14 protein-coding genes are annotated in these 13,666 nt (G+C 65.9%); 7 read left to right on the top strand and 7 right to left on the bottom strand.

From position 1 onward, the window contains the following. A partial coding sequence (locus AX681_RS21100) for a serine hydrolase domain-containing protein (RefSeq protein WP_066682720.1) occupies positions 1-824 on the top strand: 824 nt, incomplete at its 5' end. Positions 825-984: 160 nt separating this feature from the next. Here AX681_RS21100 and AX681_RS21095 read toward each other — a convergent pair. Further along, on the bottom strand, positions 985-3,282 hold the full coding sequence (locus AX681_RS21095; RefSeq protein WP_156442564.1) for a hypothetical protein: 2,298 nt from the start codon (positions 3,280-3,282) through the stop codon (positions 985-987). Positions 3,283-3,363: 81 nt separating this feature from the next. On the opposite strand from AX681_RS21095, the gene AX681_RS21090 reads away from it, so the two are divergent. From AX681_RS21090 to AX681_RS21080, 3 genes are all read left to right on the top strand, one after another. Next, positions 3,364-3,657 (top strand): hypothetical protein, encoded by a 294-nt coding sequence (locus AX681_RS21090; RefSeq protein WP_066656380.1) that lies wholly within the window; start codon positions 3,364-3,366, stop codon positions 3,655-3,657. Positions 3,658-3,778: 121 nt separating this feature from the next. Beyond that, complete coding sequence (locus AX681_RS21085; RefSeq protein ID WP_066656377.1) at positions 3,779-4,912, top strand: sensor histidine kinase; 1,134 nt, start codon at positions 3,779-3,781, stop codon at positions 4,910-4,912. Next, a complete protein-coding gene (locus tag AX681_RS21080) occupies positions 4,902-5,645 on the top strand; it encodes a LytR/AlgR family response regulator transcription factor (RefSeq protein ID WP_066656374.1) in 744 nt (247 codons plus the stop codon). The genes AX681_RS21085 and AX681_RS21080 overlap by 11 nt, the downstream gene beginning before the upstream one ends. Positions 5,646-5,701: 56 nt before the next feature. On the opposite strand, the gene AX681_RS21075 is transcribed toward AX681_RS21080, so the two are convergent. The 3 genes from AX681_RS21075 to AX681_RS21065 form a co-directional block, all read right to left on the bottom strand. Next, complete coding sequence (locus AX681_RS21075) at positions 5,702-6,040, bottom strand: UrcA family protein (RefSeq protein WP_066656371.1); 339 nt, start codon at positions 6,038-6,040, stop codon at positions 5,702-5,704. Between the two features lie 254 nt (positions 6,041-6,294). Beyond that, positions 6,295-6,519 carry a hypothetical protein gene (locus tag AX681_RS21070; RefSeq protein WP_066656368.1) on the bottom strand — a complete coding sequence of 75 codons (225 nt, stop codon included), beginning with the start codon at positions 6,517-6,519 and terminating at the stop codon, positions 6,295-6,297. A 142-nt stretch (positions 6,520-6,661) separates the two neighbouring features. Further along, positions 6,662-8,032 (bottom strand): M28 family peptidase, encoded by a 1,371-nt coding sequence (locus AX681_RS21065; RefSeq protein WP_066656366.1) that lies wholly within the window; start codon positions 8,030-8,032, stop codon positions 6,662-6,664. An 84-nt stretch (positions 8,033-8,116) separates the two neighbouring features. On the opposite strand from AX681_RS21065, the gene AX681_RS21060 reads away from it, so the two are divergent. Then, entirely contained in the window at positions 8,117-8,593 is a 477-nt protein-coding gene (locus AX681_RS21060) for a hypothetical protein (protein WP_066656364.1), read from the top strand. A gap of 75 nt (positions 8,594-8,668) precedes the next feature. Continuing rightward, positions 8,669-10,348 (top strand): energy-dependent translational throttle protein EttA, encoded by a 1,680-nt coding sequence (ettA, locus tag AX681_RS21055; RefSeq protein ID WP_066656362.1) that lies wholly within the window; start codon positions 8,669-8,671, stop codon positions 10,346-10,348. Here ettA and AX681_RS22215 read toward each other — a convergent pair. Continuing rightward, entirely contained in the window at positions 10,345-10,914 is a 570-nt protein-coding gene (locus AX681_RS22215) for a hypothetical protein (RefSeq protein WP_156442563.1), read from the bottom strand. The two genes, ettA and AX681_RS22215, sit on opposite strands and share 4 nt — an antisense overlap. 80 nt (positions 10,915-10,994) lie before the next feature. Between AX681_RS22215 and AX681_RS21050 the strand changes: the two genes are divergently transcribed. After that, a complete protein-coding gene (locus tag AX681_RS21050; protein WP_066656382.1) occupies positions 10,995-11,981 on the top strand; it encodes a phytanoyl-CoA dioxygenase family protein in 987 nt (328 codons plus the stop codon). 6 nt (positions 11,982-11,987) lie between these two features. Here the strand turns inward: AX681_RS21050 and AX681_RS21045 are convergent, their stop codons facing one another. Further along, the gene (locus AX681_RS21045) at positions 11,988-12,554 is read right to left on the bottom strand and encodes a Uma2 family endonuclease (protein ID WP_066656358.1); all 567 of its coding nucleotides are present in this window, start codon (positions 12,552-12,554) and stop codon (positions 11,988-11,990) included. A 30-nt stretch (positions 12,555-12,584) separates the two neighbouring features. Further along, positions 12,585-13,583 (bottom strand): quinolinate synthase NadA, encoded by a 999-nt coding sequence (gene nadA, locus AX681_RS21040; protein WP_066656355.1) that lies wholly within the window; start codon positions 13,581-13,583, stop codon positions 12,585-12,587. Positions 13,584-13,666: the final 83 nt, after the last annotated feature.

The following is a 13,666-nucleotide window of genomic DNA, read 5'->3' as shown; positions in this document are numbered from 1 at the left end:
ATGCCCGCGGCTATGGGCCGGAGGGGCGCTGGACGAGTTTTTCGGTCGCCAAGTCGGTGACATCGACCCTGGTCGGCGCGGCGATCAAGGACGGCTATATCAAGTCGATCGACGATCCCGTGACGCGCTACATCCCTGACTTGGCCGGGGCGGGATATGACGGCGTGACGATCCGCCAACTGCTGACGATGACGTCGGGGGTGAAGTGGAATGAGGACTACACCAACCCCAATAGCGACGTGGCGCGGATGTTTGCCGAGGCGGTGCCGGCCGGGCAGGATCCGACCGTCTTCTACATGCGCAAGCTGCCGCGCGAGAGCGATCCGGGGGTCAAGTTCGTCTACAAGACCGGCGAGACCAATTTGATCGGCGTGTTGGTGCGCCGCGCGACGCGCAAGTCGCTCTCGGCCTATCTCGAGGAGAAGATCTGGAAGCCATACGGCATGGAGCGCGACGCGTTCTGGATGACCGACCAGACCGGCGCGGAAGTGTCGGGATGCTGCCTGTCGGTGTCGCTGCGCGATTATGGGCGGATCGGCCAGATGGCGCTGGAGGGCGGCAAGGGCATCGTGCCAGCCGGATGGTTCGCGGACGCGACCAAGGCGCAGGTGAGCTTTCCCGGCGGCGGCTATGGCTATCAATGGTGGGTGCCGGCGGGCGGCGTGTTCGCGGCGCAGGGCATTTTCGGCCAATCGATCATCGTCGATCCGGCGCGCAAGCTGGTGATGGTCACCAGCGCCGCCTGGCCGCGCGCAAGCGACCGGGCGCTGGCGCAGGAGCGGATGGCGTTCGCGATGAAGGTTCAGGCGGCGGCGAAGGAATAAGTGCCAATCCTTCCCCGCCAGGGGGAGGTGTCGCCGGAGGCGATGGAGGGGGAGGGCGGCTGTGCCCTCTCGATCGTCGCGTTTCCTCCCCCTCCGTCAGCTACGCTGCCACCTCCCCCTGGCGGGGGAGGATTGAGCGGCAAACGGCTGTGGTGGGCGATTACCCCCGCAGCCGCTCGATCGCCTGAGCCAGTGCGACGTAGAGCTTGCCCATGTCGGACGAGAGCAGCGTCACGCCCAGCGGCGCGCCATCGCGCAGGGCGAGCACCTGACGCAGCATCGCTTCGAAATCATGAATGTAGCGGTTGACCTGTTCGCGGAAGTCGGGGTCGCCCTCGTAGAGCGACGACACTTCGCGGGCCTGGCCGCTGTCGAGCAGGCGGACGGCGCGGCGGGTGAAGACGCCGCGGTCGCCCTTCAGATATGCCGCCCAGGCGCTGTCCGACACTTCGTGCGCGAACGCCTTGGAAATGTCGATCGAAGCGGAGTTGAGCGCTTCGACCAGCAGCGACACGCGGCGCGCGAAATTGTCGCGGTCGGCATTTTCGCGTTCGGCGCGGGCCTCGTCGATGCGCGCTTCGACCTGGGCCGAGGCGTCGTTGATCGACAGCATTTGCTGGGCGAGCCGTTCGCTGGCGCGCGCGGCGGCGTTGACTGCACCCTGCGTCACCTCGCCGAGTTCGATCAACTGAGAGCGCACACTGGCGTCGAGCGCGCGGCGCAGCGCGGCGGAACCGGCGTCCTCGAGCTGGCGGGTCGCCTCCGGCACAATGCCGGCGAGCGCGGCGCGGGCCTGATCGGACGCGGCGTTGGCGGTTTCGCGGATGCGGAGCAGCGCGTCGACCAGCGCGGGGGCGGCGTCCTCGGCGAAGCGGCGGGCGTTGGCGATGGCGCGGTCGACGACATCCTCAAGCTGCGCGGTCTTGGCCTGTCCGTCTGCGAGCGATTCGAGCAACGATGCCTGAGTCTTGGCCAGCATGTCGCGCTGTGTGCGGACGACGTCTGCAATCGCCTCGATCGCGTCGTGGGTGCTCTCGGCCGCGGTGACGAGCGCGAGCAGTTCGGGCTTCGACGCGGCGATGACGCCGCGCGTTGCGCCGATCCGCTCCTCCAGCCGCACCAGCGCCTCGGGCATCGTCTCGTCCATTTCGCGGGCGGAGGCGTCGAGTGCGGTGAGCAGTTCCTCGGCGGTGGCGATGACGCGGCGGGCGGTGGCGTCGCCGTCCCGCAGCGTTTCGGTCATGGCACTCGCCGAGCTGTCGAGCGCGCTGATCGACGCGGCGAGCGCCTGAGTGCGTTCCATACCGTGGCTGTGGAGCGAGGCGAGCTGACCATCGGCCTGGGCGATGCCGCCGGTGACCGAGGCGAGCAGGATGTCGACCCGGGTCTGTTCCTCACCCAATCGGTCGGCGATGCGCCCGATCGTCTCCTCGACCTCTCCAATGCGTGCACCGACCGTGTCGATGCTGTCGCGCCCAGCCTTGTCGAGCGAGGCCTGATTGGCGGCGAGCATCGCGAGCATCGCTTCGCCCTGTGCGGCGATGCCCTTGCGCGCCTCGTCCACGGCAGCGGCGGCGCGGTCGAGCATGGCATCGACGGTTTCGGACATGCTGGCGGCGACGCCCTCCAGCCTGGTGCCGGCATTTTCGCTGGTCGCCTCCATCCGCGCGATGTGCGCGGCGAGGCGCTGGGCGGCGCCACCGGCGATCGTATCGGCCTCACGCCCGCGCTCGGCGAGCGCGACAAGCTGTGCGTCGAGTGCGGAGGCGTGTTCGCTGGCCTTCATGCCCGCCGCGTCGAGCGTGGCGGCCATGCCGGTCATCTCTTCGTGCGCCTTGGGCAGGGAGGACAGGACGATGCCGACACTCTTTTCGGCGGCGCTGCTGCTGTCGACGAGTTTCTGCGCACTGTCCGACACGGCGCGGGCTTCGGCGGCCATGCCGTTGGAGATGGCCTGAAGCCGCTCGGCGGCGCGGTCGCCCATCGCCATCAGCGCGGTGGTCTGATCGGCGAGTTCGGCGCGGTTCGCCTCGATCTTGCGCGATAGCGTGGCGACGACGCGCTCAAGGCTCGCGGCCTCGGCCCGCATTGCGCGCGCGGTCTGGCCGAAGCGGCGCGCTTCCGCCGCGCTGTTGCGCTGGGCGAGTAGCCACAGGATGCCGACCAGCGCGGGGGGCACGCAGAGCGCGGCGATCAGCTGAACCAGCTGTGCAGGCGGGGGCGGGGCGGCGAACACCGGCTGGAGCAACCAGCCGGCGACCCCCAGCCATGCGACGACCAGCCCGAGCGCGAGCGTTGCGGCGAGCCATGGCGCGCGCAGCGCCTGCGGCGCGTCATCCTCCGCGCCATCGGCTGCGGGCGCTGCCTCGACCGGCGCTGGCGCCTCTTCGACGAGCAGCAGTTCATCGTCCTCGTCGTCGAGCGGACGCGGTCCGAGCTTGTTCGTTCCCCCGTTCATCGTCCCGGTTTAGCACAGTCGCCCCGTCCAGGCATAGCATTGTGAAACCACTCATTAAGCACGGCGAATCTAGGGTCGGGCATGGCGTATGATCCCGGTGCAATCGATGCGACTCTGGCGGCGGCGGTGGGCGATGAGCCCGGGCTGATTGCGGAGCTTCGCGGGGCGTTCCTCGATAGCGCGAAACGCGCGCTGGAGGGGCTGGCCAAGGCCGACGACCCCGAGGGGTGGCGCAGCGCCGCACTGCGGCTCAAGGGGCTGGCGGCCAGCTTCGGCGCGATCCGGCTGATGGCGCTGGCCCAGGATGCCGCCGATGCGCCGGCGGGCGACCGCGCGGTGCTGCGCAAGATCGAGCGGGCGGTCGAGCGGCTCTGATCCAGCAGCGGCGCGCGATGCACGCGCCGCACCAATAGGCTTTCGACGGACGGCTCACCCGCTTCGACCAACGCGCCTTGTGTTAGTGGTATCGGAACGGGCGATCACGTTAGATGACGTGATGGCCAATCATTCGCACGCGCCCTCCCGCTACACGGTTCCACCGCGCGTTGCGGTGCTGTCGATCATCGGTTTCTGGGCATTTTATTATGTCAGCGTTACGCTGCGCGCGTGGATCATGGATTACCCGGATCACTGGTCGGCGCTCGACAATCGCGCCTGGGTGTCGCTGTGCGGGATTGGCTTCACCACGCTGATGTATCTGGCGTTGCGTCCATTGGAGCAGCGCAGCCTGCGGTTACGGGTCGCTGCGGCATTCCTGTTCGCGGCTGTGTCGTCCACCGCCTATTCGACGGTCAACTACCTGTCCTTTTACGTCGTCGACCCCAAGCCCGAACTGGAAAAGTCCGACGCGGAGAAGTCCGCGACGCACAAGGCGCTGGAGGCGCATGAGGAGAAGAAGGGTCCCGCTCATGTAATCGCGGACAATGCGATTCACTGGTATTTCTTCAACCTCGCCTGGGCGATCCTATACCTTGCCTTGTCCTATGCCGGAGCAGTGCGCGCTTCGGAGCGGGAGGCGGCGCGGCTGCGCACTGCGGCGCAGACGGCAGAGCTGCGCGCGCTGCGCTATCAGGTGAACCCGCATTTCCTGTTCAACACGCTCAACTCGATCTCATCGCTGGTGATGGCCGGGCGGCGCGAGGATGCCGAAACGATGATCCTCAACCTGTCGACCTTTTTCCGCACCAGCCTGTCCGCCGAGCCGACCGAGGATGTGCCGCTGGCTGACGAGATCGCGCTGCAACGCCTGTATCTGGAGATCGAAGCGATCCGCTTTCCCCAGCGGCTGCGCAGCGTGTTCGACATCACGCCGGAGGCGGAGCGCGCCTGCGTGCCCGGGCTGTTGCTCCAGCCGCTGGTCGAGAATGCGATCAAGCATGGTGTGGCGCCCGCGCGTCGTCCGGTGGAGGTCCGCGTTCGTGCGTGGATCGAAGGCATGATGCTCGTGATCGCGGTCATCGACGACGGCGAAGGCGTGCAGGTGGCGAACGGCACGTGCGTCGGCCTGCGCAACGTTCGCGACCGGCTCACGGTGCGGTTCGGCGACGCGGCATCGCTGGAGGCCGGGCCGCGCCCCGAGGGTGGGTTTGCCGCGACCATTCGCATGCCGGTGACGACCCATGGCTGCTGAGCGGTTGCGCACGCTGATCGTCGATGACGAGCCGCTGGCGGTCGAGCGGATGCAGATTTTATGCGCGGGGCTGGAGCAGGTCGACCTGGTCGGCACGGCGGCCGATGGCGACGCGGCGCTGCGTCTGATCGACGCGTTGCAGCCTGATCTGGTCCTCCTCGATATCGCCATGCCGCAGTGCGACGGGATGTCAGTCGCGGCATCGCTGGCGCGTGTGTCGCACCGACCGGCGGTGATCTTCTGCACGGCATTCGATCAGCACGCGGTGGCGGCGTTCGAGGTCGACGCAGTCGATTATGTGCTGAAGCCGGTCAGTGCCGAGCGGCTGGCGCGCGCGGTCGCACGCGCGGTCGAAGCGCGCGGGTTGAAGGGCGATGCGCCAGCAGCGGCGTCGTCGCGCTGGATCGAGGATTTCTGGGTTCCGCACCGGTCGGAAATGATCCGGATCAGCGCTGCTGACGTCGAGCGAATCGACGCGGAGCGCGACTATATGCGCCTGAGTGTCGGTGGGCGCAGCTATCTGATCCACCAGACGATCAGCGAACTGGAGCGGCGGCTGGATCCCGAACGATTCATCCGGCTGCACCGGTCGGTGATCGTGCGGCGCGACCGGATCGTGAAGCTGCGCCATGACGGGCTGGGCGTGTGGTGTGCGGAATTGGCCGATGGGGCCAGCGTGCGGATCGGGCGCACCTATCAGGCCGCTGCCAAGACGATCCTGACCGAACGATAAGCGCCTGACGCAAAGAGGCCCCGCCCGGCGGATGCACCGGGCGGGGCAGGGCGATGTCAGGGAGCTACTCTGACATTTTGGTCGCGCGCTGCGAGTTGTCGCGTTGCCGCGCTGCGAAGGGCGAGTTCGATCGAGGGGCGCGCGGTTTCGAGCGCCTTGGCGACGCACCGGTTGTGCGCACGGGCGCCAGTCAGATCGCGATAGTCGGGACGGCCGCCGCACACCGCCATGGCGGCATTGGCGATGCGGCGTTCGAGCGTCTCTTTACCGGCAACGCTCGTCAGGTCGAGATCGGCATAGCGGACCGTCGCCGACTTGCCGGGGCTGGCGGCAGCGGGAAGCGAAAGGAGCAGCATGGCACCGGGCGCGGCGCTGCGAAACAGAGTGGCGAACATCACGGACCTCTTTGGGTTCAACGCGTTCGGGGGCTGAACGCCGGTCCGGGTTAGGCGGGGCGGGGGATGCGGGCGACGCTGGATCGACCGGCGACTTGGCCCAGTCGATTAGGTCCGTTCATGGCGACCAAACGCCATTCGTCATCGACAAGCGACGTTGTGTCGCGTGGAAACAAGGCACGAAAAAAGGGCGCCCCCGGAGAGACGCCCTTTCGATTCGACCGGCTCAAGCGAGCCGGGAGGCCGAACCGGAATTAGCCAGCGACGTTGTCGGCAGCTGCTTCCAGGTTGTCGGCAGCGTTCTCAGCCGCGTCTTCGACGACTTCGTTGGTCGCGTTGTCAGCAACCATTTCCATGTTGTCGGCGTCGGCTTCCAGGCCAGCAGCGACGTTCTCGGCGGTGTTGTTCGCGGCCGGCGTGTTGCAGGCTGCGAGCGACATCAGGCCGGTCGCGGCAGCGACGATGAGGATCTTCTTCATTCGTTTGCTCCCAAGCAAAGCTATTTCGGTTCGCCCCGGCCCGATTGCCGTGCGAGTTAGTCGGAATAGCGCCCGTTACGCGTCCGTCAATGGGAATTCATCTGTCAGCAAGGTTTGTGGCGCGACCCTATGGTGCGCCGCCTCACTTGACTGACCCGATTTCCTCAGGCGCGTTGGCCACGACGGCGAGCGTCGCCGTCCATGCCGCAACATTTTGGCGCAATTGTGCCGGATCGACCTTGTCGAGCGTATCGTCGGGAGTGTGGTGGAGGTCGAAGTAACGGCTTCCATCCTGTTGCAGGTCGATCCCGGCGACGCCTGCGGCGATCAAGGCCGAAACATCGGCGCCGCCGCTGGCACGCTCGCGGCTCCGGCTGATGCCGAGCGGGGCAAGGACCGCCGCGACCCGGTCACCGACCGGCTTGGCGCTGTCGGGCAGCTTGAAATCGACCCGCCAGATGCGATCCGCGCCGAAATCCGATTCGGCGGCGAGCGCGTGGTTTTCGTCCTTGTGCGCGTCGAAATAGGCCTTTCCGCCAAACACCCCGACTTCCTCGGCGCCCGCCCAGAGGATGCGAATCGTGCGACGTGGCGTGCCGGCGTCCATGATTCGCTTCGCCGCTGCAGCGACGATGCCGCAGCCGGTGGCGTCATCGAACGCGCCGGTGCCCAGGTCCCAGCTGTCGAGGTGACAGGCGACCACGACCATGCCGGCGGCGGGATCGCTGCCCGGCACTTCGGCGATGACATTGCCCGATTCGGTGGTGCCGATCTGGCGTGGGGTCAGGGTGAGCTTGACCTTTACCGGCTGACCGCGCTTGACGATCCGCTCCAGCTGCTCGGCATCGGGCAGTGACAGGGCGGCGGCGGGGATCGGCGCGACGCCGTCCGGGAAATTGGTCCCGCCGGCATGCGGGTTACGGTGATAGTCGGTGCCGACCGAGCGAATCAGGATCGCGGCGGCGCCCTTGCGCGACGCGGTGGCGGGGCCGCTGCGGCGCACGGCACCGAATGCGCCATATTGCGACCCGTCCTGCGTGCGGGTCATGCTGTGGCTGACAAAGGCGATCTTGCCCTTGAGGCTGCCGTCCGGTGCGGCGTTGAGTGCGGCGAGGTCGGGGAAATAGACGATTTCGGCTTCGAGACCCTTGGCGCTGGTCGCACCCGAATTGCCGAGCGCAGTGAGGTGAAGCGGCTGGGGGAAGGGGGCGAGCACTTCGAGCGTTTCGACGCCGCGGACCCAAGTCTTCATCTCGAACGGCTCGTTGCGGACATTCTTGAAGCCGAGCGCGGTCAGCTTCTTGAGCGACCAGGCGCGGGCGCGCGCCTCCGCCTCGGTCCCGGCGAGGCGCGGGCCGACTTCGGTCGTCAGCCCTTCGGTGATTTCATAGGCGAGATCGTCCTGCAGCGCCGCGTCGCGGAGCGCGGCGGGGTCCATGGCTTGCGCAAAGGCGGTGGCGGGAAGCGCGACCAGGGCAGTCGCATGGGCGAGGCGGGTGAGGGGATGCGTCATGGCGGATGTCCTAGGGCCATGAAACGCGTTCGTCACGTAGCTGAAAACATTCACGATCCGGTGTCGGTGGGCTAGAGCGGACAGATGGACCAGAACAGCGACCTGTTCGATCATATCATCGCATTCGTGCGCGGCATCGGCATTCCGGTGACCGAGGACGCGGTTGCGGGGGACTCGTTCCTGCCCGCCATCGCGGTGGTCGGCGGCGGGGTGGTGGTTGATCGCGCGCGCTTGCAATGGCCGGGCGATATCCTGCACGAGGCCGGGCATATCGCGGTGCTGGACGCTGACGCGCGCGCCGGGGAGGTGCCCGACGACAGCGCGCTGGAGCTTGCGGCGATGGCGTGGTCTTATGCCGCCGCGGTCGAACTGGGGCTCGACCCCGGCGTGGTGTTTCATGAAGGCGGCTATAAAGGGGCCGGACCCGGGCTTGCGCAAAACTATGCCATGGGCCTCTATATCGGTCTGTCCGAGCTGGTCGCGGCTGGGATGGCGCACACGCCGTTGACCGCGCCGAAGGGCGCACCGGTCTATCCGGCGATGGCACGCTGGCTGCGCTGATTGCGTTGACGGCGCGCCATCGCTACATCGCGCGTCGATCCCAGACCCGTTCGTTCGATTTTTCGGAGACCATAAGTGGCCGCCCAATATGCATTTGTCATGAAGGACATGACCAAGTCCTTCCCCGGCGCGCAAAAGCCGGTGCTGAGCAACATCAACCTGCAATTCTATCAGGGCGCGAAGATCGGCATCGTCGGCCCGAACGGCGCTGGCAAGTCGACCCTGATCAAGATCATGGCCGGCATCGACAAGGATTTCAGCGGCGAGGCGTGGCCGGGTGAGAACATCACCGTCGGCTATCTGGAGCAGGAGCCGCAGCTTGATCCGAGCAAGTCGGTGCTGGAAAACGTCAAGGACGGCGCGCGCGAGACCGCCGATCTGGTCGAGCGCTTCAACGCGATCTCGGCCGAGATGGGCGATCCCAAGGACGACACCGATTTCGACGCGCTGATGGAGGAAATGGGCGACCTTCAGGCCAAGATCGACGCGGTCGATGGCTGGAGCCTCGACAATCAGCTCGAGATCGCGATGGAAGCGCTGCGCTGTCCGCCGGGCGACTGGTCGGTCGAAAATCTCTCGGGCGGTGAAAAGCGCCGCGTCGCGCTGACCCGCCTGCTGATCCAGAAGCCGTCGATCCTGCTGCTCGACGAACCGACCAACCATCTCGACGCCGAAAGCGTCAAGTGGCTGGAAAACCACTTGAAGGAATATGCCGGCGCGGTGCTAATGATCACCCACGACCGCTACTTCCTCGACAATGTGGTCGACTGGATTCTCGAGCTCGATCGCGGAAAATATTTCCCGTACGAGGGCAATTACTCGACCTATCTGGAGAAGAAGGCCAAGCGCCTGGAGCAGGAGGACCGCGAGGCCACCGGCCGCCAGAAGGCGATCAAGGACGAGCTGGAGTGGATCCGCGCCGGCGTGAAGGGCCGCCAGACCAAGTCGAAGGCGCGTATTTCGAAGTTCGAACAGCTGGTCGAGGCACAGCAGAACCGCACGCCCGGCAAGGCGCAGATCGTCATCCAGGTGCCCGAGCGTCTGGGCGGCAAGGTGATCGAGGTCGAGAACCTGTCGAAATCCTATGGCGACAAGCTGCTGTTCGAGAATCTGTCCTTCACCCTCCCCGCCGGCGGCATCGTCGGCGTGATCGGGCCGAACGGCGCGGGCAAGTCGACGCTGTTCAAGCTGATCACCGGCCAGGAACAGCCGGACGAAGGCAAGATCGAGATCGGCACGACCGTCCGCCTCGGCTATGTCGACCAGAGCCGCGACCACCTCAATCCGGCCAACAATGTCTGGGAAGAAATCTCCGACGGGCTCGATTACATGAAGGTCAATGGCCACGACCAGTCGACCCGCGCCTATGTCGGCGCGTTCAACTTCAAGGGCCAGGACCAGCAGAAGAATGTCGGCAAGCTGTCGGGTGGTGAGCGCAACCGCGTCAACATCGCCAAGATGCTGAAGCGCGGCGGCAACGTGCTGCTGCTCGACGAACCGACCAACGACCTCGACGTCGAAACGCTGGGTGCGCTGGAAGAGGCGATCGAGAATTTCGCGGGCTGCGCCGTGGTCATCAGCCACGATCGCTTCTTCCTCGACCGTCTGGCCACGCACATCCTCGCCTTCGAGGGCAATTCGCACGTCGAATGGTTCGAGGGGAATTTCGAGGCGTATGAAGAGGACAAGCGCCGTCGTCTGGGCGACGCGGCGGATCGTCCCACGCGCTTGGCGTATAAGAAGCTGACGCGTTAAGGCGGAGGCTGTTGCGCTGCTCCGGCCGCTTGCGGCTTGGGCAGCGTGCAGCGTCCGTGCTCTTCGGCGGTTTTGGTGAAGCCGTAACGCAGAACGGCGGCGAGGCAGTCGAGTTCTGCGGACGTCAGCGTCTCAGGGTTTCGTCCAGGGTATAGGCGGTTGAGGGCACGACCCAGAAGGGCGTCCTGCCGCAGCAGAATTGCCCGCACCTCGCAATCGCTCAGATATGCGGGGCGATAGAGTTGAAATCCCAGGCTGCGTGGTGTGCCGGTCATGTGATGGCATCCGGCGATGCCAAGCCGACTGCATGTGTCGCGAAAGACAACATATTCACTTGTAGCGAGCGGTTCGATTTCACGGAGCGCTCTTGGATACCCCTTTGGCGTGTCCTGTCCTCCAGCACATAGTTGGGGTGCCGCTTCCGCGTCCCTGCGTGCTGCATCGAGGACCGGTCGCGCAGCCAGCCAAAGCGTCAGCGCAGCGACGGTCGCGACCAGCCCGATCAGCGCAAAGGTGGCGATTGCGGCTTTGCCGACAAATCTGGCGGTGCGGCGCGACGCGATCATGGCATGAGGCTGCCACGGTAAGCCGGTCGGCTCAATCCCCGCCATTGACGCACGCCGCCCCGCCCGGAATGGTGGCGGCGATGCAGACCCTTGCCAGCCTTTGCGATATCCGTGGTTTTGAGACGCTTTGGGCGGAACTGACGTTCCGTGCGCCGCGTGTGGTGCGATACGATCAGAGCGAGCGGATGCTGATCGACACGCTCGGGCTGGGGCTGGAGCAGCTGATCCAGTATCTGGGGTGGGAGCGGCCCGAGCTGGATGCGTTCGAGGATTGGGTGATCGCGACGGCGGGGCGGCCCGATCCGTTGACGGTCGCGCGCTACCATGCGGCGCTGGACGGGGTGCCGCTGCCTGAGGCGGTTCAGGCGCGGCTGGATGCGGTCGATGCGATGCCCGATGTGCTGGATGCGGACGATCTGGCGCATTGGGAGCGCGAGGGCTGGGTGACGCTGCGCAGTGCGATCTCACGCGACGAGGCGGGGCAGGTCGAGGCGTTGTTGTGGCGGTTGCTGGAGGCCGACCCGGCGCGGCCCGAGAGCTGGTACGGGCAGGACCTCAACGGCATCATGGTCCAGCATTTTCAGGACCCGGCTCTGGAAATCGCCCGCCGCGCGCCGCGCGTGCACAAGGCGTTCGCACAGCTCTGGGGCAGCACCGATCTGTGGTGCATCGTCGACCGGATGAGCTTCAACCCGCCCGAAACGCCCAGGCACCCGTTTCAGGGGCCGAAGATGCACTGGGATGTCAGCCTCGCCCAGCCGATCCCGTTCGCGACCCAGGGCATTCTTTACCTGACCGACACGGCGGCGGATCAGGGCGCGTTCGCGCTGCTCCCCGGCTTTCACCACCGGATCGATGCCTGGCTGGAGGAGATTGGCGACACCGATCCGCGCATGGTGCATCTCGACCCACAGGCGGTGCCGATCGCGGCGGGGGCGGGGGATCTGGTGATCTGGCGCCAGGACCTGCCGCACGGTGCCAGCCCGAACCGGTCGAACCGGCCGCGGATGGCGCAATATGTGAACTTCTACTCGCCCGCTCTGACCGTCCACCGCGACTGGCGGTGAGGGGCGTCAGAGGGTGGCAGTGTCGACCGTCAATCCGGGGATGGTGGCGGCGGTGATTGTAGAACCAAAGGTGACCTCGCTGCGGGCGGTATAGGCACCGTCGACCGGCGCCCATAGCTGGTGGATCGTTCGTTCGTTGACATCGACGACCCAATATTCCGGTACTTCGTGACGGGCATAGAGCGTCACTTTGGCGCCCATATCCTTTGCGCGGGTAGCGGCCGCTACCTCGATGACTAGCCCGACTGATGCAAGCGGGACTGGCCCGGCTCCACGCGGCTCGCTGGTAAGCAACAGATCCGGATCCGGCAGGCTGTGCTCGTCAAGAGCAAGGCTGACCTCCACCAACGGTGTCAGGGGAGAGCCGAGTTCCTTGAGCCTGTCCCGAAGCGCGTCGTACAACCCCATCTTGATAACGCCGTGGGGACGGTATTGCGGACCCACGACAATGATGTCCCCCTCGATCAGTTCCGTCCGCAAGCCCTCAAAGGCACCTGCTTCAAACAGCGTGAGATAGTCATCGACCGTCAGTCGATACTTGCCCGGAGGCGGGGAGATGTCCTGCGCCGTCATACGGCTATTCTACCACAGCTGCGGTCGCCCTCAATCCCCCGTCACGCGCAGCGGGCCGAGGTCGCCAAGACCCACCGTACCGCTCGCCATGGCCAGCATCCGGTCGAGGCTCTTCTTGGCCTTCAACCGGATATCCTCGGCAATCTCGATCCGCGGTTCGAGGTCGCGCAGCGCCACGTAGAGCTTCTCCAGCGTGTTGAGCGCCATGTATGGACAGATGTTGCAGTTGCAGTTGCCGTCCGCGCCGGGGGCGCCGATGAAGGTCTTTTCCGGCACCGCCTTTTCCATCTGGTGGATGATGTGCGGTTCGGTCGCGACGATCAGCGTGTCGCCGTCGAACTCCTTGGCGAATTGCAGGATGCCGCTGGTCGATCCGACATAATCGGCGTGGTCGAGCACGTGCGGCGGGCATTCGGGGTGCGCGGCGACGGGGGCGCTGGGGTGCTGTGCCTTGAGCTTGAGCAGTTCGGTTTCGCTGAACGCCTCATGCACGATGCACACGCCCGGCCACAGCAACATGTCGCGGCCCATCTTGCGGTTGATGTATCCGCCAAGATGCTTGTCGGGGCCGAAGATGATCTTCTGCTCCGGCGGGATTTGGCTCAGGATCTTTTCGGCCGACGAGCTGGTGACGATGATGTCGCTGAGCGCCTTCACCTCGACCGAGCAGTTGATGTAGGTCAGCGCGATGTGATCGCGATGCTGCGCGCGAAACGCGGCGAACTGATCGGGCGGGCAGCTGTCCTCCAGGCTGCACCCGGCGTTCATGTCGGGCAGGATCACGGTCTTGTCGGGCGACAGGATCTTTGCGGTTTCGGCCATGAAGCGCACCCCGCAGAATGCGATCACCTCCGCGTCGGTCTCCGCTGCCTTGCGGCTCAATTCCAGGCTGTCGCCGACGAAATCGGCGAGGTCCTGGATCTCCGGCTTCTGGTAATAATGCGCCAGGATGACCGCGTTGCGCTCCTTGCGCAGGCGGTCGATCTCCGCGCGGATGTCGATGCCGGACAGGTCGGTGCGTGCGTTCATCGTGAGGCCCTCTGATACGTCAGTCTGACGGCACCGGCCCGCTCCCCCACCCGGCCACCCATAGAATACACTGTCGTTGGGTG

Origin of the sequence: Sphingomonas sp. CCH9-E2 (assembly GCF_001557215.1) — a bacterium.
Lineage (GTDB): Bacteria > Pseudomonadota > Alphaproteobacteria > Sphingomonadales > Sphingomonadaceae > Sphingomonas.
This window is presented reverse-complemented; position numbering and strand designations above follow the sequence as displayed.